The sequence below is a fragment of the Cupriavidus sp. genome, from assembly GCF_057315035.1.
Map to the genome: position 1 here is coordinate 25,952 of NZ_DBHKYV010000042.1, position 22,080 is coordinate 48,031.

Below are 22,080 nucleotides of genomic sequence, written 5' to 3' on the forward strand. Positions count from 1 at the left end.
GGAGAGCCGGTGAGCCCAGACAGGGCAACGGCTCTCGTGGCTCATAAGCGCCTGTGAGCGCGCTGTGAGCCCTGAAACAAAGTGTTTGAAAGTGGTGTTTAAACCACTAATCAGGACTGCGCCCGAGGCGCGCCTGTGTTTCAATAATTCCGGATCGCGGTGCATTGGCACCGTATCGGACGGGCTGGATCCTGCCGATAACAGCAGGGTACCGCCCTGGATAGAAAGGAAAAACCTCACATGCTCAAGCGACTCCTGCTTCCCTTCCTGACCGTTGCCGCGTTTGCCGGCGCCGGCGCCGCGCAAGCCCAGCAGGTCGATGCCTCATCGCCGGATGGCCTGGTCAAAGCCGTGGTGACCGACGTGATGTCGACCGTGCAGAGCGACAAGGACATGCAGTCCGGCAACGTCGGCAAGATCACGCAGTTGGTGGAGCAGAAGATCCTGCCGCACGCCAACTTCACCAAGACCACGCAGATCGCGATGGGCCGTAACTGGTCGAAGGCCACGCCGGAACAGCAAAAGGCGATTACCGACGAATTCAAGACGCTGCTGATCCGCACGTATGCGGGCGCGATTGCCCAGATCCGCGACCAGAAGGTGCAGTTCCGTCCGTACCGCGGCACGGCAGAGGATACCGACGCCACGATCCGCACCCAGGTCATCAACAAGGGCGAGCCGATCCAGATGGACTACCGCCTCGAGAAGACCGAGCAGGGCTGGAAGGTCTATGACATCAACGTGCTGGGCGCCTGGCTGACCGAGGCGTACAAGGGCAGCTTCAACACGATTGCCAACCAGCAGGGCGTGGATGGCATCCTGAAGACGCTGCAGGACCGCAACCGCCAACTGGCCAACGCCAAGGGCTGATCGGCCAGGTAGTCCTGACTTGGTTGCGCCGCAGCACGACGCGGCCGATCTGGTCTACAATGGCCACTCGCTCCCGCCTCCGGGCGGGAGTTTCTGTTTGCAACGTACCTATCCCACGCACCTTTCCATGCCCGCCCTTGGCACTTCGCTGACCAACCGCAACGCCGCCGCCGTGCTGCGTGACGGGCTGTCGCGCGTGCAGCAGGGCGATGTGAAGGTCGATTGCAGCGCGCTGACGCAGGTCGATTCGGCCGCCGTGGCGGTGCTGCTGGCCTGGCAACGGGCCGCCGCGCAACGTGGCCAGTCGCTGGCGCTCGACGGCGTGTCGCCGCAGCTGCGCTCGCTGGCGACGCTGTACGGGGTCGATGGCCTGCTGGGCCTGGCGACCGCCGCTTCCCACCCGGAACACCACCACCACCGACATTGAACCGGCATCCGTTGCCGTGCGCGTTCATGTTGCGTACGGTCATGCGATGCCACGGCGTCGGGCCGCGGGCCTGGCGTCGCGCGGGTCAGAGCGGGGGAAACCCTGCATCCCCTATAATTCCGGGTTGTTCGCCCCCAAGTCGCCCCCAGGTGCCCTGACACGATTCCGCCAGGTGCTGCGCGGCTAACCTCAAGGGCACTCCCCAACTCAATGAGAGGCCGGCCGCGAAAGCGTCCCCGTCCAAGACATTCGGCCATGAAAGCCATCGAAATCACCGATGTCCGCAAGCGCTACCGCAATCTGCAGGCGCTCAAGGGTGTCAGTTTCAGCGTCGAGCGCGGCGAATTCTTTGGCCTGCTCGGCCCCAACGGTGCAGGCAAGACCACGCTGATCTCGATCCTCGCGGGGTTGAACCGAGCCGATTCGGGCAAGGTCAGCGTGCTGGGCCACGACGTGGTGGACGACTACCGCATGGCGCGCCGCATGCTGGGCGTGGTGCCGCAGGAACTGGTCTTCGATCCGTTCTTCACGGTGCGCGAGACGCTGCGCCTGCAGTCCGGCTATTTCGGCCTGACGCGCAACGATGACTGGATCGACGAGATCATGGCCAACCTCGATCTCACGAACAAGGCCGACAGCAATATGCGCCAGCTGTCCGGGGGCATGAAGCGCCGTGTGCTGGTGGCACAGGCGCTGGTGCACCGCCCGCCCGTGATCGTGCTCGACGAGCCGACCGCCGGCGTGGATGTGGAACTGCGCCAGACGCTGTGGAAGTTCATCTCGCGGCTGAACCGCGAAGGCCACACGATCATCCTGACCACGCACTACCTGGAAGAAGCCGAAGCGCTGTGCGACCGCATCGCCATGCTCAAGTTTGGCGAGGTGGTGGCGCTGGACCGTACCAGCAGCCTGCTGAACCAGTTCGCGGGCCTGCAACTGGTACTGACATTGTCGCGCGGTACCCTGCCGGCGGAGCTCGAAGCGCTGCGCACCCCGGACAACCCCAGCGAGCGTGCCTACCGGCTGCGTCTGTCCGGCTACGAGGCAGTGGAGCCGATCCTGGCCGCGCTGCGTGCCGCCGGTTGCGAAATCGAAGACATGGAAATCAGCAAGGCCGACCTGGAGGATGTGTTCGTGCAGATCATGCGCCGTGAAGGCGAAATGCCCGGCAGCCTGCCCAATTCCGCCATGGAGGCCGCGGCATGAAGAACCCCGTGGATCTTGACGTGACCCAACAGCAACGCCTGCAGTCGATGGCCGTGGGCGGCATGGTGGGCTTTCGCACGCTGCTGTACAAGGAAGTACTGCGTTTCTGGAAGGTCTCGTTCCAGACCGTGGCCGCGCCGGTGCTGACCGCCGTGCTCTATCTGCTGATCTTCGGCCATGTGCTCGAAGACCGCGTGCGCGTCTACGACCAGATCAGCTATACCGCGTTCCTGGTGCCAGGCCTGGTGATGATGAGCGTGCTGCAGAATGCGTTCGCGAACAGTTCGTCGTCACTGATCCAGTCCAAGATCACCGGCAATCTCGTATTTATCCTGCTGCCGCCGCTGTCGCACTGGGAAATGTTTGGCGCCTATGTGGTGGCTTCGGTGATCCGCGGCCTGTGCGTGGGCCTGGGTGTGCTGCTGGTGACGGCATGGTTTGCCCATCTGCATTTCGCGCAGCCGCTGTGGATCCTGGTGTTCGGGCTGGCCGGTGCCGGCATCCTGGGCACGCTGGGTTTGATCGCCGGCATCTGGGCCGAGAAGTTCGACCAGTTGGCCGCTTTCCAGAATTTCCTGATCATGCCGGCAACGTTCCTGTCCGGCGTGTTCTATTCGATTCATTCCCTGCCGCCGTTCTGGCAGGCCGTGTCGCACGCCAACCCGTTCTTCTACATGATCGACGGGTTCCGCTACGGCTTCTTCGGCGTCTCCGACGTGCCGCCGCTGCATAGCCTGGCCGTGGTGGCCGTGGCCTTTGTGGTGCTGGCCGCGCTGGCGCTGCGCCTGCTGCGCCAGGGATACAAGCTGCGGCACTGACCGGCCGCAATTACCGATTTCAAAAGAGACAGACATGCTGCCTACACCGGAACAAGTCAGGGATTACATTGCCCAAGGTTTGCCTTGCGAACATTTGCAAGTGGAAGGCGATGGCCAGCACTTCTTCGCCACCATCGTGAGCGCGGAGTTCGACGGCAAGCGCCTGATCCAGCGCCATCAGCGTGTCTACGCTGCGCTGGGTGACCGCATGCGCGCCGAGATCCATGCGCTGTCGATGAAGACGCTGACGCCGGCCGAATGGCAGGCCGAGGCTGGCAAGTAAGCACGCAAGCTGGCAGCAAGGCAACTACAGGACAACTACCGTATGGGTCAGTGCCCGTACGGAATACACGACAGAACATGGACAAATTCCAGATCCAGGGTAACGGCCCGCTCAAGGGCGAGATCCGCGTCTCGGGCGCCAAGAACGCCGCGTTGCCCATTCTCTGCGCTGGTCTGCTGACCGCCGACACGGTCACCATCGACAACGTGCCCGACCTGCAGGACACGCGCACCATGCTCAAGCTGCTGCGCCAGATGGGCATGCAGGCCGACATGGTCGATGGCGTGGCCACGCTGCGCGGCGCCGACATCAATTCGCCGGAAGCATCGTATGAACTGGTGAAGACGATGCGTGCATCGATCCTCGTGCTGGGGCCGCTGGTGGCGCGCTTCGGCGAGGCTCGCGTGTCGTTGCCCGGCGGCTGCGGCATTGGTGCGCGTCCGGTGGACCAGCACATCAAGGGCCTGCAGGCGATGGGCGCCGAGATCAGCATCGAGCACGGTTTTATCCATGCCCGCGCCAGCCGCCTGAAGGGCGCGCGCGTGGTAACGGACATGATCACCGTGACCGGCACCGAAAACCTGCTGATGGCAGCCACGCTGGCCGACGGCGAGACCGTGCTGGAAAACGCCGCGCGTGAACCCGAAGTGACCGACCTGGCCGAACTGCTGGTCAAGATGGGCGCGAAGATCGAAGGCATCGGTACCGACCGCCTGATCATCCAGGGTGTGGACAAGCTGCACGGTGCGCAACACAGCGTGGTGGCCGACCGCATCGAGGCCGGTACGTTCCTGTGCGCGGCCGCGGCAACGCTGGGCGACCTCGTGTTGCGCGGTATTCCGCCGCTGATCCTGGACGCGGTGCTGATCAAGCTGCGCGAAGCCGGCGCCATGATCGAAACCGGCGACGACTGGATTCGCCTGGCCATGCCGCAGCGTGCGCAGGCCGTGAGCTTCCGTACCTCGGAATATCCGGCATTCCCGACCGACATGCAGGCGCAGTTCATGGCGCTGAACGCCGTGGCCGAAGGCACCGCGCGCATCACCGAAACGATCTTCGAAAACCGTTTCATGCACGTGCAGGAGCTGAACCGCCTGGGTGCCAATATCACGGCCGAGGGTAATACCGCGGTGGTGACCGGCGTGCCGCGCCTGTCTGGTGCCAACGTGATGGCCACCGACCTGCGTGCTTCGGCCAGCCTCGTGATCGCCGGCCTGGTAGCAGAGGGCGAGACCACGATCGACCGGATCTATCACCTGGACCGTGGCTACGACCGCATGGAAGACAAGCTGTCGGCGGTGGGTGCCAAGATCCGCCGCATCAGCTGAACCCTGACCCGCATACGAGCAGACGACAACAGCATCGAGTCGCCCCCAGAACGCGTTTGAAGAATCTACCGATGAGCCCCGCTTTCAATGCCTCGCCCAACCAGCTCACGCTGGCGCTTTCCAAGGGTCGTATCTTCAAGGAGACGCTGCCGCTGCTGGCCGCCGCCGGCATCGAGGTCACCGAGGATCCGGAAACCTCGCGCAAGCTGATCTTGCCGACGACCGATCCGGCCGTGCGCGTGATCATCGTGCGCGCGTCGGACGTGCCGACCTATGTGCAGTACGGCGCGGCCGACTTCGGCGTGGCCGGCAAGGACGTGCTGATGGAACATGGCATGACCGGCCTGTATGCGCCGATCGACCTGAACATCGCGCGCTGCCGCATGTCGGTGGCGGTGCCGGCCGGCTTTGACTACGCCAATGCGGTGCGTCAGGGCGCGCGGCTGGCCGTGGCCACCAAGTATGTGGAAACCGCGCGCGAACACTTTGCCAAGAAGGGCGTGCACGTCGACCTGATCAAGCTCTATGGTTCGATGGAACTGGGTCCGCTGGTGGGCCTGTCCGATGCCATCGTCGACCTGGTCAGCACTGGTGGCACGCTGCGTGCGAACAACCTCGTAGAGGTGGAAGAGATCGTGCAGATCTCGTCGCGGCTGGTGGTCAACCAGGCGGCACTGAAACTGAAGCGTGAACGGCTCACGCCGATTCTCGACGCAATTGAACGGGCCTCGGCGGCACTCGCCTGAGGCAGTACCAGACTGGAACTGACCGGGACCCGTAAGGAAAAGCAGTCATGAACGATATCGATATGGACAACCTGTCGATCCGCCGGCTCGACTCGACCGAGCCCGGTTTTGCCGACGCGCTGCGTCAGGTGCTGGCGTTCGAGGCCTCGGAAGACGAAGCCATCGATCGCGCGGCGGCCGATATCCTGGCCGACGTGCGCCGCCGTGGCGATGAGGCAGTGCTCGAATACACGCGCCGTTTCGACCGTCTGGAAGCCGCGTCGATGAGCGCGCTGGAACTGTCGCAGTCGCAGCTCGAAGCCGCGCTCGAGGACCTGGAGCCCAAGCGCCGCGCCGCGCTGGAGGCCGCCGCGGCACGCGTGCGTGCCTATCACGAGAAGCAGAAGATCGAGTGTGGCAGCCATAGCTGGGAATACACCGAGTCCGACGGCACGATGCTGGGCCAGAAGGTGACCCCGCTGGACCGCGTGGGCCTGTATGTGCCCGGTGGCAAGGCCGCCTATCCGTCGTCGGTGCTGATGAACGCGATTCCCGCGCGCGTGGCTGGCGTCAAGGAAGTGATCATGGTCGTGCCCACGCCCGGTGGCGTGCGTAACGAACTGGTACTGGCCGCCGCGCAGATCGCCGGTGTCGACCGCGTGTTCACGATCGGCGGCGCACAGGCCGTGGGCGCATTGGCCTACGGCACCGCCACGCTGCCGCAGGTCGACAAGATCGTCGGCCCGGGCAACGCCTATGTTGCCGCGGCCAAGCGCCGCGTGTTCGGCACGGTCGGCATCGACATGATTGCTGGCCCGTCGGAGATCCTGGTGATCTGCGATGGCACGACCGATCCGGACTGGGTGGCGATGGACCTGTTTTCGCAGGCCGAGCATGACGAACTGGCGCAGTCGATCCTGCTGTGCCCGGACCAGGCCTACCTGAACCGCGTGGAAGAAAGCATCCAGCGTCAGTTGCCGACCATGCCGCGCCGCGAGGTCATTGCCGCGTCGCTGGTGGGCCGAGGCGCGCTGATCAAGGTGCGCGACATGGAAGAGGCATGCGAGATCGCCAACGCCATCGCGCCCGAGCATCTTGAGATTTCCGCTGAGAACCCGCGCCAGTGGAGCGAGAAGATCCGCCACGCGGGCGCCATCTTCCTGGGCCGCTATACGAGCGAATCGCTCGGCGACTACTGCGCGGGCCCGAACCACGTGCTGCCCACCTCGCGCACTGCGCGCTTCTCGTCGCCGCTGGGCGTGTACGACTTCCAGAAGCGTTCGAGCCTGATTGAAGTGAGCGAGGGCGGGGCGCAGATGCTGGGCCAGATCGCCGCCGAACTGGCCTACGGCGAGGGTCTCCAAGCCCACGCCCGCAGCGCTGAATACCGCTTCCGGCGTTAAACCGTTTCAGACTGATTTTTTCCAAGGACCGTTATGTCAGCCGTAGACCCATCCCTGATCGAACGCATCATCCGTGACGACGTGCGCGCCATGGGCGCCTACCACGTGGCCGATTCGCACGGACTGGTGAAGCTCGACGCGATGGAGAACCCGTACCGGCTGCCGCCCGACCTGCGCGCGCAACTGGCCGCGCGGCTGGGCGAGGTGGCACTCAATCGCTATCCGGTGCCGACCAGCGAAGCGCTGCGCGCGAGCCTCAAGACGGTGATGCAGGTGCCGGCCGGCATGGAGGTATTGCTTGGCAACGGTTCGGACGAACTGATCAGCATTCTTTCGCTGGCTGCCGCAAAGCCCGGTGCCAAGGTACTGGCGCCGGTGCCGGGCTTCGTCATGTATGCGATGTCGGCGCAGTTCGCCGGACTGGAATTCGTGGGCGTGCCGCTGCGCGCCGATTTCACGCTGGACCGGGCGGCAATGCTGGCCGCGATGGCCGAGCACAAGCCCGCGATCATCTACCTGGCCTACCCGAACAATCCGACTGGCAATCTGTTCGATGCTGCCGACATGGAGGCAATCCTGCGCGCGGCCCAGGGCGAGGTGTGCCAGAGCCTGGTGGTGGTGGACGAGGCCTACCAGCCGTTTGCGCAGGAAAGCTGGATGCCGCGCCTGACCGAATTCGGCAACCTGCTGGTCATGCGCACGGTGTCGAAACTGGGTCTGGCAGGTATCCGCCTGGGCTATGTGGCCGGTGCACCGGAATGGCTGTCGCAACTGGACAAGGTGCGGCCGCCGTATAACGTCAATGTGCTGACCGAAGCCACCGCGCTGTTTGCGCTGGAACACGTGAGCGTGCTCGACGACCAGGCCGCGCAACTGCGTGCCGAACGCACGAAGCTGGCGCAAGCCATGGCCGCCATGCCGGGTGTGACGGTGTTCCCGAGCGCCGCCAACTTTCTGCTGGTGCGCGTGGCGGATGCGGCACAGACGTTCGACCGATTGCTCGCGCGGAAGGTATTGATCAAGAACGTGAGTAAAATGCACGCATTGCTGGCCAACTGTCTGCGCGTGACGGTCAGCACTCCCGAAGAAAACGCGCAGTTTCTTGAAGCGTTCAACGCTTCATTGCAGGATTAACCCCACCATGCGTGTTGCAGAGGTCACCCGCGATACCTCGGAAACGAAGATTCGCGTTTCGCTGAACCTTGATGGCACCGGCCGCCAGAAGCTGGCCTCCGGCGTGCCTTTCCTCGACCACATGCTGGACCAGATTGCCCGGCATGGGATGTTCGACCTCGAGGTCGAGGCCACGGGCGACACCCATATCGACGATCACCATACGGTGGAAGATGTCGGCATTACGCTGGGCCAGGCCGTGGCGCGCGCCATTGGCGACAAGAAGGGCATCACGCGCTATGGCCACAGCTACGTGCCGCTGGACGAATGCCTGTCGCGCGTGGTGATCGACTTCTCGGGTCGTCCCGGCCTGGAATTCCATGTGCCGTTCACGCGTGCCCGCGTGGGCACCTTCGACGTGGACCTGACCATCGAGTTCTTCCGTGGCTTTGTCAATCATGCCGGCGTGACGCTGCATATCGACAACCTGCGCGGCATCAATGCGCACCATCAATGCGAAACGGTGTTCAAGGCCTTTGGCCGTGCACTGCGCATGGCGGTGGAGCTGGATCCGCGCGCGGGCAACCAGATTCCATCGACCAAGGGTACGCTCTGACCGATACTCGCCACTGACCCTAGACTTCACCACTGACCTGCGCCCCGTGTAGCAGGCGTGCCGGCTGGTTGCGGCAACGCTGACAACCGACACTCCCGCGTCCCGATGGATACGCTCAAGTCCTTTATCTCGCTGCTGGCGCTGATCAATCCGATCGGGGCGATCCCGTTCTTCATCAGCCTGACCAGTCAGCAGACCGAGACCGAGAAGCTGAAGACGATCAAGACGGCATCGATTGCCGTGGCGATCGTGGTGGGCTTGTCGGCGTTGCTGGGCCAGCAGATCATTGAGTTCTTCAATATCTCGGTGGCGTCGTTGCAGGTGGGCGGCGGACTCATCATGATCATGATGGCCATGAACATGCTGAACGCGCAGACTGGCCGCACCAAGGCCACGCCCGAGGAAGAGGACGAGGCCGAGGCCAAGACCAGCATCGCGGTGGTGCCGCTGGCGCTGCCGCTGCTGACCGGGCCGGGTTCGATCAGCACGGTGATCGTCTATGCAGGCAAGACGCATCACTGGTACGAGTTGCTGATACTGGTAGGGATCGGGGTGGTGCTGGGCCTGGTAGTGTATGGCACATTCCGTGCGGCGGATCCCATCGCACGGGTAGTGGGCAGGACCGGGATCAATATCGGCACGCGCCTGATGGGGTTGATCCTGTCGGCGCTGGCCGTTGAATTCATTGTGGACGGGCTTAAGACATTGTTGCCTGTTTTGAAATCATGACTACCATAGCAATTGTGGATTACGGCATGGGCAACCTGCGCTCGGTGGCGCAGGCACTGCGTGCCGCGGCACCGGAAGCGGACGTGCAGGTCGTGGACCGGCCCGAGGGCATTCGCGCGGCGGACCGCGTGGTGTTGCCAGGCCAGGGAGCCATGCCTGACTGCATGGGCGCGCTCGGTGAATCGGGCCTGCAGGAGGCGGTGCTGGAAGCCGCGGCCAGCAAGCCGATGCTCGGTGTGTGCGTTGGCGAACAGATGCTGTTCGAGCGTAGCCGCGAAGCTCGGGCTGGTGCGGACAGCACGCCGGCGCTGGCGCTGATGCCCGGCGAGGTGATCCGCTTTGAGCTGGAAGGGATGACGCAGGCCGATGGCTCGCGCTTCAAGGTGCCGCAAATGGGCTGGAACCGCGTGCGCCAGGCACTGAGCCACCCGCTGTGGAACGGCATCCCGGACGACAGCTGGTTCTATTTCGTGCACAGCTACTATGTGCACGCGCAGGACCCGGCCCATATCGCCGGCGAAACGGATTACGGCGTTGTGTTTACCAGCGCGGTGGCACGCGATAATATTTTCGCCACGCAGTTCCACCCGGAGAAGAGCGCCGCGATGGGTTTGCAGCTATACCGGAATTTCGTGCACTGGAATCCGTAAAGCGTCAGAAGCACCTGTTACCTGAAGCGCCATAAGCACTACCCAGAACTGTCACAACTGTCCCAGCGATTTCGTTCAGAGCCACCGAACCAGACTGCATCCACTGCAAAACTGACATGACCTGAACGCCGGCGCGGCGCGCCGGCATCGCTACCATTTTCCTTTTTACACAACCACCACGCTCGTTACGCTATGTTGCTCATTCCGGCCATCGACCTGAAGGACGGTCAGTGTGTACGCCTCAAACAAGGCGACATGGACCAGGCCACCGTCTTTTCCGAAGATCCCGCCGCCATGGCACGCCACTGGGTCAACCAGGGCGCGCGTCGCCTGCATCTGGTCGACCTGAATGGCGCGTTTGTTGGCAAGCCACGCAATGAGGCGGCCATCAGGTCCATCATTGCCGAAGTGGGCGACGAGATCCCCGTGCAGCTCGGCGGCGGTATCCGCGACCTGAACACGATCGAGCGCTGGCTCGACGACGGCCTCTCGTACGTGATCATCGGCACCGCCGCGGTGAAGAATCCCGGCTTCCTGAAGGACGCCTGCTCGGCCTTCGGCGGCCACATCATCGTCGGGCTCGATGCCAAGGACGGCAAGGTTGCCACCGACGGCTGGAGCAAGCTGACCGGCCATGAAGTGGAGGATCTGGCACGCAAGTACGAAGACTACGGCGTGGAAGCGATCATCTACACCGACATTGGCCGCGACGGCATGCTGCAGGGCATCAACATCGATGCCACGGTCAGGCTGGCCCAGTCGATGTCGATCCCTGTGATTGCCAGCGGCGGCCTGTCGAACATGGTCGATATCAACCAGCTTTGCGCCGTGGAAAAAGACGGCGTGGAGGGTGTGATCTGCGGCCGCGCGATCTATTCGGGCGACCTGAACTTCGCCGACGCCCAGGCACACGCGGACAAGCTGGGCGCGGAATAACGCTGCCAGGCAGGACGCCACAACCAGCCGCTGCCCGGGCGGGCGGCGGCAGGCAAGGACTTTCATGCTAGCCAAACGTATCATCCCCTGCCTGGACGTGACCAACGGGCGGGTGGTCAAGGGTGTCAACTTCGTCGAGTTGCGCGACGCGGGCGACCCCGTGGAAATCGCGCGCCGCTATGACGAGCAGGGCGCCGACGAAATCACTTTCCTGGACATTACCGCGACCAGCGATGGCCGCGACCTGATCCTCCACATCATCGAGGCGGTGGCGTCACAGGTCTTCATTCCGCTGACCGTGGGCGGCGGCGTGCGCGCCGTGGAAGACGTACGGCGCCTGCTGAACGCTGGCGCGGACAAGATCAGCGTCAATTCGTCGGCCATCGCCAATCCGCAACTGGTTTCAGACGCCACCGGCAAGTACGGTTCGCAATGCATCGTGGTGGCCATCGACGCCAAGCGCAGTTCGGCCCCGGGCGAACCGGCGCGCTGGGAAGTGTTCACGCATGGCGGCCGCAAGGCCACCGGACTGGACGCCGTGGAGTGGGCGCAAGAAATGGCGCGCCGCGGCGCGGGCGAGATCCTGCTGACCAGCATGGACCGCGACGGCACCAAGAGCGGTTTCGACCTGGAACTGACGCGCGCGGTCAGCGATGCGGTGCCGGTACCGGTGATTGCATCGGGCGGCGTGGGCGGCTTGCAGGACCTGGCCGACGGCATTCGCCTGGGACATGCCGATGCCGTGCTGGCCGCGAGCATCTTCCACTATGGCCAGCACACGGTTGGCGAAGCAAAGGCATTCATGGCCCGCGAGGGCATTCCGGTCCGGATCTGATCATGGCAAAGAAGTGGTTGAACAAGGTGAGGTGGGACGATAACGGCCTGGTGCCGGTGATCGTCCAGGAGACGGGCTCCAACGATGTGCTGATGTTTGCGTTCATGAACCGCGAGGCGCTGCAGCGCACTGTGGAACTGGGCGAGGCCGTGTTCTGGTCGCGCTCGCGCAAGCGCCTGTGGCACAAGGGCGAGGAATCGGGCCATGTGCAGAAGGTGCATGAGATCCGTCTGGACTGCGACGAGGATGTGGTGCTGCTGAAGGTCACGCAGATCGACAGCATCGCGTGCCATACGGGCCGCCATTCGTGCTTCTTCCAGAAGTTCGAGGGCGATGTCGAGTCGGGAGACTGGCAGACCGTCGAGCCGGTGCTCAAGGACCCGTCCACGATCTACGCCGCAAAACCATGACCCAGGAAATCAACCAGGCCGACGTGCTGGCACGCGTGGCGGCCACGCTGGAATCGCGCAAGCCCGAGAACGGCGGCGATCACGAGCAATCGTATGTGGCCAAGCTCTTCAAGAAGGGCGACGACGCCATCCTGAAGAAGATTGGCGAGGAAGCCACCGAGACCGTGATGGCCGCCAAGGATGCCCGCGCGGCAAACCTGAGCGACGAGGCCGTGGGCAAGGTGGTCTACGAAGTGGCCGACCTGTGGTTCCACACGCTGGTACTGCTGTCACGCTTCGGCGCCTCGCCGGCCGACGTGGTCAACGAGCTGGCGCGCCGGGAAGGTCTGTCGGGCCTGGTCGAGAAGGCCAGCCGCAAGGAGTAGCCCGGTAGTAGTATTACGCGAAAGCCACTCGGAACGGTTCCGGGTATGGCGCAACGCTGGAGGGCACGATGGCGACGGACTACACCACGCAAGTCACGACGACCGCGGATGCGGACAAGCTCGATGGGCTGCGCAAGCTCACGCACATCCTCTACGCGCTCTACGCGATCCACTGGTTTACGGGCGGTATCACGGCGCTGATTGCGATCATCGTCAACTACGTCAAGCGCGACGATACGCGCGGCACCGTGTATGCATCGCACTTTGCCTGGCAGATCCGCACGTTCTGGTGGTCGATCGTCTGGTACGTGGTGGGCGGCGTCATGTTTGTGACGGTATTGCTGTTCCCACTGGCAATAGGCGTGTTCTGCGTGTTGTCGCTGTGGATACTGTATCGTATCGTCAAAGGCTGGCTGTACCTGAACGACCGCAAGCCGATGTATCCGGGCGAACCGCTCTGAAAGCTGGGGCGGGGCAGAGAAACAAAGAAAAAAGTGGCAGCGGGTTGGCGTGGCGCAGCCAGTGCGTCAACAAGCTGCAACAAAAACGTCATGAATTCCCAGGACAATTGCATTTTCTGCAAGATCGTGGCCGGTCAGATCCCGTCGAAAAAGCTGTATGAAGACGACGACCTGCTGGCATTTCACGATATCCATCCCAAAGCGCCGGTACACTTTCTGGTTATTCCGAAATCGCATGTCGATTCGCTGGCCGAATGCGGACCCGGCGATGCGGAAGTGCTTGCTAGAATAATGCTCAAGGTGCCTGAACTGGCGCGCCTTGCCGGCTGCAACAACGGGTTCCGCACGGTGATCAACACCGGTACGGACGGCGGACAGGAGGTGTTCCACCTTCATCTGCATGTACTCGGCGGCCCGCGCGACCAGTGGAAGTCACCGGCGTTCTGAACGGGAAACCGGTCAGGCAGCCTGGGTATGAGACAGGCCGGGGCAGCAATGTCCCGGTTCGATGTTGCGCCGGCCACCGTCGCCCGGCGCAGCCTTTGAGGGACGGAACTACGGGGCCGGGCGGCTAATATTCCGACGCCCGCGGCTTTATCAGGAGCAAGAAATGGGTTCGTTTAGCATTTGGCACTGGCTGATCGTGCTGGTGATCGTGATGCTCGTCTTCGGTACCAAGAAGCTGCGCAATATCGGCCAGGATCTGGGCGGCGCGGTGAAGGGCTTCAAGGACGGCATGAAGGACGGCAACGCCGAGGGCGCTGATGCTGCCCCGGGCGCGCCGGCCAAGGAACTGCGCGATACCACCACGATCGACGTCGAAGCCAAGGAAAAGTCGCGCCAGCAGTAATCTGCTGACGATTCTTCCTTGCCAGTCATCCTCCTGGCGGCCGCGCCTGGCGCGGCCTGCCTGTCCCGTGTCCTTGTCCAGATGTCCGCATGATCGATCTCGGCATTTCCAAGCTGGCATTGATCGGCGCCGTTGCGCTGATCGTGATCGGCCCTGAGCGTTTGCCGAAGGTAGCGCGCACGGTTGGCGCACTGGTTGGCCGTGCGCAGCGCTATATCAATGATGTAAAGGCCGAAGTCAGCCGCGAGGTGGAACTCGAGGAACTGCGCAAGATGCGCACGGAATTCGAGAACGCTGCGCGCGACGTCGAGCAGACCATCCACAAGGAAGTCAACGAGCACACCCAGCAGCTGAACGAAGCGCTGGGGGGCACGGAATCTTCCGCGCAGGCGGGCGCTTCCGGTTTCGGCGGCACCGACGTCTCCGGCGGCTATGTGCCGAGCTGGGACAGCGCGCACAAATCCCATAACGGTCGCAAGAGCTGGCGTGTCAAGCAGGGCGCGCGGCCGCTCTGGTTCAAGCGCCAGCAGAATACGCGCGTCTGGGTGCAGTCCGGCGCCGCACGCGTGAAGCGCCATCGCCCGGCCAGCGGCCGTAACCGTTCCTTCTTCGAGTAAGCATGGCGGGCACCCAAGACCCCAACGATCCCAACGACCCGAACGCCGAGTCCCAGCAAGAGACCTTCATTTCCCACCTGATCGAGCTGCGCGAGCGGCTGGTCAAGGCGGTGGCCGGGGTGATCCTCGTCTTCGTCTGCCTGGTCTACTGGGCGGCCGAGATCTTCAATCTGTTTTCCGCGCCGCTGACGCAGTCGCTGCCCAAGAATGGCCGGATGATCGTGACCGACGTCACCGGCTCGTTCTTCGTGCCGATGAAGGTGACGATGCTCGTATCGTTCCTGATCGCGCTGCCGTGGGTGCTGTACCAGATCTGGCGCTTCGTGGCGCCGGGGCTGTACCAGCATGAGAAGAAGCTGATCCTGCCGCTGGTGTCGAGCACCTATGTGCTGTTCCTGTGCGGCGTGGCATTCGCGTACTTCCTAGTGTTTCCGACGGTGTTCCATTTCATGGCGCACTACAACGCGCCGCTCGGTGCCGAGATGTCGACCGACATCGACAAGTACCTGAGCTTCGCCATGACCACGTTCCTGGCATTCGGCATCACGTTCGAAGTGCCGGTGGTGGTGATCGTGCTAGTGAAGTTCGGCGTGGTGGAACTGGAAAAGCTGCGGCAGATCCGTCCGTATGTGATTGTTGGCGCATTCATTATTGCCGCCGTGGTCACCCCGCCTGACGTGATGTCGCAACTGCTGCTGGCCGTACCGCTGATCGCGTTGTACGAACTCGGCCTGCTGATGGCCCGCTTTGTGGCCAAACAGCCACTAGGAACCGCTGCAGAGGGCGAAACCCAGGCTGACTGAGTTCCCCGCCAGATGTTAACGGCCTGTATCCCCCGGCTCTGAATGCTGCGTTTTGCACCAAAATGGTGAAAACTACACGGTTTGCTGTTGCTTCATCACAACAAGAAGCGTCAGTAAACCGTGTTTACGGCGAAAAAGACTTCTGACGGGCAGGGGGGGTGACACATAATACGACGCAGACGTGAAGGTTAATGCGTCGCCCAAGCACTTGGGCAACCAAGATTTCCCAATCAGTTGACAAGGAAAGTGTCGATATGAAGATGAAACTGTTTGCAGCTGCCGTTGCCGCTCTGGCCGCCGGCGGTGCGTATGCCCAGTCGAGCGTGACCCTGTACGGTGTGGTTGACGCTGGCATCGAATACCAGAACCACCAGCCGAACACTGCTGGTCAGACGGGTAGCCACGACGTGGTCCGCCTGAACTCGGGCAACATGTCCGGCAGCCGTTGGGGCCTGCGCGGTGTGGAAGATCTGGGCGGCGGTCTGAAGGGCGTGTTCGTCCTGGAAAGCGGTTTCAGCGTTGACACCGGCGTGTCGGGTCAAGGTGGTCGTCTGTTCGGCCGTCAAGCCTTCGTCGGTGTGCAAAGCCAATTCGGCCAGCTGACCCTGGGTCGTCACCAAACGCCGTTCTATGACTTCGGTCTGGCGTTTGACCCGATGTCGATTTCGAGCAACTACTCGATCACGTCGCAAGGTACCGAGTTCCAGTCGCGTGCTGACAACTCGCTGAAGTACGTTGGCACGTTCGGTGGCCTGACCGCCACGGCCCTGTACAGCACGGGCGCCAACACCGTTGGTACGGTTTCGCAGTACGGCGGCATCTCGGGTGAAGTCCCGGGTTCGTACAAGACTGGCCGTGAATACAGCGCCAGCCTGGTGTACAACGGCGGCCCGTTCTCGGTCGGCGCAGTGTTCGACGAGACCAACCAAGGTCAGAACCCGTACACGACTACCCTGGGTAGCGCCAAGATCCAACGCGCTTCGGTCGCTGGTTCGTACGCCTTCGGCCCGGCCAAGGTGTTCGCTGGCTACCGTTACGCTCACGCCCTGCAAGGCGCAGTGCTGCCGGGTTCGGTTCTGGGCGGCGCAGCAGCTCCCCAAGCTGGCGTGAACGTGTCGAACCTGTACTGGGTCGGCATGGGCTACCAGCTGACGCCGGCTCTGTCGCTGACGGGCGCCGCTTACTACCAAGACTTCCGCAACACCAAGGCTGATCCGTGGTCGTTCGTGGTGTCGACGGACTACGCCTTCTCGAAGCGTACCGACGCGTACTTCAACGTCGCTTACGCAAAGAACAAGGACGGTTCGGCTCTGGGTCTGTCGGGTACCGGCGCTGGTGGTTCGGGCTTCGGCGCGACCAACGGTTCGTCGAACCAACTGGGCGCAGTGGTTGGTGTTCGCCACAAGTTCTAATTTGACGCGGGTGTAAGCCCGCTTCAGATTCGGCTTGATCAAAACGCCGGCATCCGCAAGGATGCCGGCGTTTTGTATTTGGGGTTTTGGAATCGGCTGGTGGGGCTTGATGCGTCGGGCCCTCTCCCCCAGCCCCTCTCCCGCGCGCGGGAGAGGGGAGACCACCACAGGCATATCGACCGCTGTTGGTTTGCTCCCCTCGCCCGCAAAGCGGGAGAGGGGCCGGGGGAGAGGGCAAAGCGCATCCACCCCCAACCACGCCCGCGTTCACCGCCTGCATCCGACGTGCCCACGGTTGTCTCCCCTCGCCCGCAAAGCGGGAGAGGGGCCGGGGGAGAGGGCAAAGCGCATCAACCCCCAACCACGCCGGCGCTCGCCACCAGCAAACCGAAGCCCCCAAAACAAAAAGCCCCCGTCATCTCTGACGGAGGCTTTTTGTTTCTCGCAAAGCAGCAGCACCAGCCGCCACCCAACTACCTCACCGCATCACCAACATCACCACCAACCGCAATCACTCTTCCTCGTCCAACGGCATGGCACGCCGTGGCGGAGGTGGTCGCTTGCCGATTGTCACAGTGACATCTGCTGGCTTGCCGCGGCGAATTACCTTCATCTTGATATCGGCACCAGGCTTCAATTGCGCGATGGCATTGAGCAGCGCCGTGGTATCCGAGATCACCTGATTGTCGACCGATACCAACACATCGCCAGGCTTCACGCCGGCCTTGTCTGCCGGTCCGCCCTGAACCACAGCTGCGATCAGTGCGCCTTCCTTGGCATCGAGACCAAACGATTCAGCAATTTCCGGCGTCAGGTCCTGCGGTTCCACACCAATCCAGCCGCGCGTCACACTGCCGGTGGAGATGATCGACTCCATCACCTGCTTGGCCGTGGACACCGGAATGGCAAAGCCAATACCCAGCGAGCCGCCCGAGCGCGAATAGATGGCGGTGTTGATGCCGAGCAGGTTGCCCTGCGCATCCACCAGTGCACCGCCCGAGTTGCCCGGGTTGATCGCCGCATCGGTCTGGATGAAGTTTTCAAACGTGTTGATACCCAGATGGCTGCGGCCCAGTGCCGACACAATGCCCATCGTCACCGTCTGACCCACGCCGAACGGATTGCCGATAGCCAGCACCACATCGCCGACCTTCACATTCTCGATCCGGCCCAGCGTAATCGCAGGCAGATCCTTGAGCGTAATCTTCAGTACGGCCAGATCGGTCTCGGGATCGGAGCCCACCACCTTGGCGTTGGCCTTGCGGCCATCGGTCAGTGCGACCTCGATTTCATCGGCGCCATCCACCACATGGTGGTTGGTTAGAATGTAACCCTCGGCGCTGACGATCACGCCCGAGCCCAGGCTGGACACCGGCTCCTGGCGCTCCGGCAGCCGATCGCCAAAGAAGAACCGGAACCACGGATCCTCCGCCTGCGGATTGGGCGACCGCTTCGTGCCGTTCTTGCTGGTGAAAATGTTGACCACCGCGGGCATGGCTTCTTTTGCGGCGTCGCTATATGACCCTTGTGCCGCGGACCCGGCCACACTCGGCACGACTTCCTTCAGTGCCACGATGGGCGACCCCGATTGCACGGCCACCCGCCCGCGCTGTAGCCAATCGGGCTTGAGCGTGGCTACCACGAACCACACGGCCAGCACGACCGTGACAGCCTGAGCGAAAAACAGCCAGAAGCGGCGCAACATATTGGAGTTTTGACCCGAAAATGAAAACAAAAGAGCTTGAATTGTACTTGAACGACCTGTTGGAAGTGCCGCGTTTCAAGGACTATTGCCCCAACGGACTTCAAGTACAAGGTTGCCTTGACGTCACGCATATCGTCACTGGCGTTACGGCCAGCCTGGCCCTGATCGAAGCCGCAATCGAAGCCGGCGCCGATGCCATCCTGGTTCACCATGGCTACTTCTGGAAGAACGAGGATGCACGCGTCATCGGCCAGAAGCACGCACGCTTGAAGAAGCTGCTTGGTGCCGATATCAACCTGCTGGCCTATCACCTGCCGCTCGACAATCACGCCGAGCTCGGCAATAACGCACAACTGGGGCTGCAGCTTGGCCTGACGCCGAACGGCCGTTTCAGCGACGACCAACTCGGCTGGACCGGCACGCTACCGCACCCAATGCCGCTGCACGCATTTGCCGCGCATGTGGGTGGCGTGCTGGAGCGCGAGCCGCTGACGATTGGCGATCCGGAACAGACGATTCGCACCGTGGGCTGGTGCACCGGTGGCGCGCAGGGCTACTTTGGCGCTGCAATTGCCGCAGGCGTGGATGTCTATATCAGTGGCGAAGTGTCGGAGCCGACCACGCATATGGCGCGCGAAAGCGGCGTGGCCTATATCGCGGCAGGCCATCACGCCACGGAGCGCTATGGCATCCGGGCCGTGGGTGAACATCTGGCGCAACGCTTTGAACTGCGCCACACCTTTATCGATATCCCGAACCCGGTCTGAGCCGGGTCCGGTAGCGGAAGACTCCGCAAAAAAGCCTTAAGAATCAGACGCGCGGGGACCTCAGGCTGTCGCGAATTTCACGCAGCAGAACGATGTCCTCGGGCGGGGCAGCCGGCGCGGCCGGCTCGGCTTCCTTCGCGCGCATCTTGTTGAACGCGCGAACCATCATGAAAATGATGAACGCCAGAATCACGAAATTGACCACGATGGTCAGGAAATTCCCATAGGCAAACACCGGTACGCCGGCCTTCTTCAAGGCATCGAGCGTATTCGGCGTGCCTGGCGGCGGATCCGCCAGTACCACGAACATGTTGGAGAAATCCAGCTTGCCAATCACGCGCCCCACCAGCGGCATGATCAGGTCATTGACGATCGAATCGACGATCTTGCCGAATGCCGCGCCAATGATGACACCCACAGCCAGATCCACCACATTGCCGCGCATGGCGAAAGTTCTGAACTCGCTCATCATTCCCATAGGCTTTTCTCCAAGTTTGTTGTTTCAGATTAACGTTTGTATTTGACTAAGACTGCATCATCGCAACCTCGAGTGCAAGTCTGGATGCCGCGTTCGAACGCCCCCATGACCGTTCCCCATGACCGATTATCGGCGTCACGGCTATCAGTAGTTCGCCTATCGTCGCCAGATGTGCCTCAGGTATAATTTTTTGTTGACGCAGGATTCAATTGATGACATCCCCTGGGGTTTGGAATGAGTGACCAGCAAGACGTGAAGAACGTGGACAAAGGTCGCCGCAATTGGTTGATCGCGACTTCGGTCGCGGGCGGCGTAGGAGGCGTAGCAGTAGCAGTACCGTTCGTCAGCACCTTTGCACCGTCGGAGAAGGCCAAGGCCGCCGGGGCGCCCGTCGAGGCAGACGTAGGCGCTTTGAAGCCCGGTGAAATGATGACGGTGGAATGGCGTGGCAAACCGGTCTGGATTCTGCGCCGTACCCCGGAGATGCTGGCATCTCTGAAGAAGACCGACGCTGAGGTAGCGGATCCCAATTCCGACGTTCCCTTCACCATGAAGACGCCGGAGTATTGCAAGAACGAGACCCGCTCGCGCGCTGACCACAAGGACCTGCTGGTCGTGGTTGGCATTTGCTCCCATCTTGGCTGCTCGCCATCCGGCCCATTTGCTTCGGGCGCCAATCCACAGCTCGGCGCCGATCCCGGTTTCCTGTGCCCATGCCACGGCTCCACCTTCGACCTGGCAGGCCGCGTGTTCAAGAACAAGCCGGCACCGCAGAATCTTGACGTACCCCCGTACCAGTTCCTGACCGACACCAAGATCGTGATCGGCAAGGACGAGAAAGGAGAAGCGTGATCATGGCGGCCGAAAAAGAAGTCAAGACTACCGGGCTGCTGGGCTGGATCGATGCCCGTTTCCCCGCTACCCAACTCTGGGAAGATCATCTCTCGAAGTACTACGCGCCGAAGAATTTCAACTTCTGGTATTTCTTCGGTTCGCTCGCGCTGCTGGTGCTGGTGATCCAGATCGTCACCGGCATCTTCCTGGTGATGAACTACAAGCCGGACGCCACGCTCAACTCCGCCGGCATTCCCGTGGCGTTCGCCAGCGTGGAATACATCATGCGCGAAGTGCCATGGGGCTGGCTGATCCGCTACATGCACTCGACCGGCGCCTCGGCGTTCTTCGTCGTGGTGTACCTGCACATGTTCCGTGGCCTGCTGTACGGCTCGTACCGCAAGCCGCGCGAACTGGTCTGGATCTTCGGCTGCCTGATCTTCCTGTGCCTGATGGCAGAGGCGTTCATGGGCTACCTGTTGCCATGGGGCCAGATGTCGTACTGGGGCGCGCAGGTGATCGTGAACCTGTTCTCGGCCATCCCGGTGATCGGCCAGGACCTGTCGCTGTTCATCCGCGGTGACTACGTGGTAAGCGATGCCACGCTGAACCGCTTCTTCTCGTTCCACGTGATTGCGGTACCGCTGGTGCTGCTGGGCCTGGTGGTGGCGCACATCATCGCGCTGCACGAAGTGGGCTCGAACAACCCGGACGGCGTGGAGATCAAGGCGAAGAAGGATGAAAACGGCATTCCGCTCGACGGCATTCCGTTCCACCCGTACTACTCCGTGCACGACCTGCTGGGCGTGGCCGGCTTCCTGATCCTGTTCTCGGCCGTGATCTTCTTCTTCCCGGACGTGGGCGGCTATTTCCTGGAAGCCAACAACTTCTTCCCGGCTGATCCGCTCAAGACGCCGCCGCACATTGCACCGGTGTGGTACTTCACGCCGTTCTACTCGATGCTGCGCGCCACGACGTCGAACTTCCTGCCGATCCTGTGGCTGTTCTTCGCGGTCGTGCTGGGCATGGTGTTCCTGCGCACGAAGGATGCACGCATCAGGATTGGCTCGGTGGCCATCATGGTGATCCTGGCCGTGGGCTTCTACTTCATCGACGCCAAGTTCTGGGGCGTGCTGGTGATGGGCGGCTCGGTGATCGTGCTGTTCTTCATGCCGTGGCTCGACTGCTCGCCGGTCAAGTCCATCCGCTATCGTCCCGCTTTCCACAAGACGATCCTGATCGTTTTCGTGGTGGTGTTCCTGGTCCTGGGCTACCTGGGTGTGCAACCGCCGTCGCCGGTGGGTGAGAAGGTGTCGCAGCTTGGTACGCTGCTGTACTTCGCCTTCTTCCTGATCATGCCGCTGTGGAGCCGTGCCGGCACGTTCAAGCCGGTGCCGGAGCGCGTCACGTTCCATCCGCACTAAGACGCTGCGCGACCC

At 62.4% G+C, this 22,080-nt stretch carries 27 protein-coding genes; 25 read left to right on the plus strand and 2 right to left on the minus strand.

Features of this window, described 5'->3' with window-relative positions; all coding sequences use genetic code 11:
• Positions 1 to 240 precede the first annotated feature (240 nt).
• The 22 genes from ACO550_RS32800 to ACO550_RS32905 all read left to right on the plus strand — a co-directional run bounded on the left by ACO550_RS32800 (position 241) and on the right by ACO550_RS32905 (position 16,857).
• Positions 241 to 870, plus strand: a complete 630-nt coding sequence (locus ACO550_RS32800; RefSeq protein ID WP_315596569.1) for an ABC transporter substrate-binding protein — start codon at positions 241 to 243, stop codon at positions 868 to 870.
• 127 nt (positions 871 to 997) lie between these two features.
• Positions 998 to 1,297 carry an STAS domain-containing protein gene (locus ACO550_RS32805; protein WP_315596609.1) on the plus strand — a complete coding sequence of 100 codons (300 nt, stop codon included), beginning with the start codon at positions 998 to 1,000 and terminating at the stop codon, positions 1,295 to 1,297.
• Positions 1,298 to 1,552: 255 nt separating this feature from the next.
• Complete coding sequence (locus ACO550_RS32810; protein WP_315596570.1) at positions 1,553 to 2,503, plus strand: ATP-binding cassette domain-containing protein; 951 nt, start codon at positions 1,553 to 1,555, stop codon at positions 2,501 to 2,503.
• Positions 2,500 to 3,321: an ABC transporter permease gene (locus ACO550_RS32815; RefSeq protein WP_485995079.1), complete on the plus strand. Its 822-nt coding sequence runs from the start codon at positions 2,500 to 2,502 to the stop codon at positions 3,319 to 3,321. The genes ACO550_RS32810 and ACO550_RS32815 overlap by 4 nt, the downstream gene beginning before the upstream one ends.
• Positions 3,322 to 3,355: 34 nt before the next feature.
• A complete protein-coding gene (locus tag ACO550_RS32820; RefSeq protein ID WP_315596571.1) occupies positions 3,356 to 3,604 on the plus strand; it encodes a BolA/IbaG family iron-sulfur metabolism protein in 249 nt (82 codons plus the stop codon).
• Between the two features lie 77 nt (positions 3,605 to 3,681).
• A complete protein-coding gene (gene murA, locus ACO550_RS32825; RefSeq protein WP_315596572.1) occupies positions 3,682 to 4,932 on the plus strand; it encodes a UDP-N-acetylglucosamine 1-carboxyvinyltransferase in 1,251 nt (416 codons plus the stop codon).
• Positions 4,933 to 5,003: 71 nt separating this feature from the next.
• Entirely contained in the window at positions 5,004 to 5,678 is a 675-nt protein-coding gene (gene hisG, locus ACO550_RS32830; protein WP_315596573.1) for an ATP phosphoribosyltransferase, read from the plus strand.
• Positions 5,679 to 5,725: 47 nt separating this feature from the next.
• Positions 5,726 to 7,060, plus strand: a complete 1,335-nt coding sequence (gene hisD / locus ACO550_RS32835) for a histidinol dehydrogenase (RefSeq protein ID WP_315596574.1) — start codon at positions 5,726 to 5,728, stop codon at positions 7,058 to 7,060.
• Positions 7,061 to 7,093: 33 nt separating this feature from the next.
• On the plus strand, positions 7,094 to 8,194 hold the full coding sequence (gene hisC, locus ACO550_RS32840; RefSeq protein ID WP_315596575.1) for a histidinol-phosphate transaminase: 1,101 nt from the start codon (positions 7,094 to 7,096) through the stop codon (positions 8,192 to 8,194).
• A gap of 7 nt (positions 8,195 to 8,201) precedes the next feature.
• Positions 8,202 to 8,789 carry an imidazoleglycerol-phosphate dehydratase HisB gene (hisB, locus tag ACO550_RS32845; protein ID WP_315596576.1) on the plus strand — a complete coding sequence of 196 codons (588 nt, stop codon included), beginning with the start codon at positions 8,202 to 8,204 and terminating at the stop codon, positions 8,787 to 8,789.
• Positions 8,790 to 8,894: 105 nt separating this feature from the next.
• A complete protein-coding gene (locus tag ACO550_RS32850; RefSeq protein WP_315596577.1) occupies positions 8,895 to 9,518 on the plus strand; it encodes a YchE family NAAT transporter in 624 nt (207 codons plus the stop codon).
• Positions 9,515 to 10,168, plus strand: coding sequence for an imidazole glycerol phosphate synthase subunit HisH (gene hisH / locus ACO550_RS32855; RefSeq protein WP_315596578.1), 654 nt, complete (start codon positions 9,515 to 9,517; stop codon positions 10,166 to 10,168). Before ACO550_RS32850 ends, hisH begins: the two co-directional genes overlap by 4 nt.
• 192 nt (positions 10,169 to 10,360) lie before the next feature.
• On the plus strand, positions 10,361 to 11,104 hold the full coding sequence (gene hisA, locus ACO550_RS32860) for a 1-(5-phosphoribosyl)-5-[(5-phosphoribosylamino)methylideneamino]imidazole-4-carboxamide isomerase (protein WP_315596579.1): 744 nt from the start codon (positions 10,361 to 10,363) through the stop codon (positions 11,102 to 11,104).
• Positions 11,105 to 11,168: 64 nt separating this feature from the next.
• A complete protein-coding gene (gene hisF, locus ACO550_RS32865) occupies positions 11,169 to 11,939 on the plus strand; it encodes an imidazole glycerol phosphate synthase subunit HisF (protein WP_315596580.1) in 771 nt (256 codons plus the stop codon).
• 2 nt (positions 11,940 to 11,941) lie between these two features.
• Positions 11,942 to 12,349 (plus strand): phosphoribosyl-AMP cyclohydrolase, encoded by a 408-nt coding sequence (gene hisI / locus ACO550_RS32870; RefSeq protein WP_315596581.1) that lies wholly within the window; start codon positions 11,942 to 11,944, stop codon positions 12,347 to 12,349.
• Positions 12,346 to 12,714, plus strand: a complete 369-nt coding sequence (locus ACO550_RS32875) for a phosphoribosyl-ATP diphosphatase (protein ID WP_315596582.1) — start codon at positions 12,346 to 12,348, stop codon at positions 12,712 to 12,714. Before hisI ends, ACO550_RS32875 begins: the two co-directional genes overlap by 4 nt.
• 68 nt (positions 12,715 to 12,782) lie before the next feature.
• Positions 12,783 to 13,175 (plus strand): hypothetical protein, encoded by a 393-nt coding sequence (locus ACO550_RS32880; protein WP_315596583.1) that lies wholly within the window; start codon positions 12,783 to 12,785, stop codon positions 13,173 to 13,175.
• Positions 13,176 to 13,265: 90 nt separating this feature from the next.
• A complete protein-coding gene (locus ACO550_RS32885) occupies positions 13,266 to 13,622 on the plus strand; it encodes an HIT domain-containing protein (RefSeq protein ID WP_315596584.1) in 357 nt (118 codons plus the stop codon).
• 163 nt (positions 13,623 to 13,785) lie between these two features.
• Complete coding sequence (tatA, locus tag ACO550_RS32890; protein ID WP_315596585.1) at positions 13,786 to 14,025, plus strand: Sec-independent protein translocase subunit TatA; 240 nt, start codon at positions 13,786 to 13,788, stop codon at positions 14,023 to 14,025.
• Positions 14,026 to 14,114: 89 nt separating this feature from the next.
• Positions 14,115 to 14,642, plus strand: a complete 528-nt coding sequence (tatB, locus tag ACO550_RS32895) for a Sec-independent protein translocase protein TatB (protein ID WP_315596586.1) — start codon at positions 14,115 to 14,117, stop codon at positions 14,640 to 14,642.
• Between the two features lie 2 nt (positions 14,643 to 14,644).
• Positions 14,645 to 15,445, plus strand: coding sequence for a twin-arginine translocase subunit TatC (gene tatC, locus ACO550_RS32900; RefSeq protein WP_315596587.1), 801 nt, complete (start codon positions 14,645 to 14,647; stop codon positions 15,443 to 15,445).
• Between the two features lie 254 nt (positions 15,446 to 15,699).
• Entirely contained in the window at positions 15,700 to 16,857 is a 1,158-nt protein-coding gene (locus ACO550_RS32905) for a porin (protein WP_315596588.1), read from the plus strand.
• Positions 16,858 to 17,368: 511 nt separating this feature from the next.
• Here ACO550_RS32905 and ACO550_RS32910 read toward each other — a convergent pair.
• Positions 17,369 to 18,562: a Do family serine endopeptidase gene (locus ACO550_RS32910; RefSeq protein WP_315596589.1), complete on the minus strand. Its 1,194-nt coding sequence runs from the start codon at positions 18,560 to 18,562 to the stop codon at positions 17,369 to 17,371.
• 20 nt (positions 18,563 to 18,582) lie between these two features.
• Between ACO550_RS32910 and ACO550_RS32915 the strand changes: the two genes are divergently transcribed.
• Positions 18,583 to 19,329 carry a Nif3-like dinuclear metal center hexameric protein gene (locus ACO550_RS32915; RefSeq protein ID WP_315596590.1) on the plus strand — a complete coding sequence of 249 codons (747 nt, stop codon included), beginning with the start codon at positions 18,583 to 18,585 and terminating at the stop codon, positions 19,327 to 19,329.
• A gap of 43 nt (positions 19,330 to 19,372) precedes the next feature.
• On the opposite strand, the gene mscL is transcribed toward ACO550_RS32915, so the two are convergent.
• The gene (gene mscL / locus ACO550_RS32920) at positions 19,373 to 19,807 is read right to left on the minus strand and encodes a large conductance mechanosensitive channel protein MscL (RefSeq protein WP_315596591.1); all 435 of its coding nucleotides are present in this window, start codon (positions 19,805 to 19,807) and stop codon (positions 19,373 to 19,375) included.
• A gap of 234 nt (positions 19,808 to 20,041) precedes the next feature.
• On the opposite strand from mscL, the gene petA reads away from it, so the two are divergent.
• Positions 20,042 to 20,659 carry a ubiquinol-cytochrome c reductase iron-sulfur subunit gene (gene petA / locus ACO550_RS32925; protein WP_315596592.1) on the plus strand — a complete coding sequence of 206 codons (618 nt, stop codon included), beginning with the start codon at positions 20,042 to 20,044 and terminating at the stop codon, positions 20,657 to 20,659.
• A gap of 2 nt (positions 20,660 to 20,661) precedes the next feature.
• Positions 20,662 to 22,065, plus strand: a complete 1,404-nt coding sequence (locus tag ACO550_RS32930) for a cytochrome b N-terminal domain-containing protein (RefSeq protein ID WP_315596593.1) — start codon at positions 20,662 to 20,664, stop codon at positions 22,063 to 22,065.
• Positions 22,066 to 22,080: the final 15 nt, after the last annotated feature.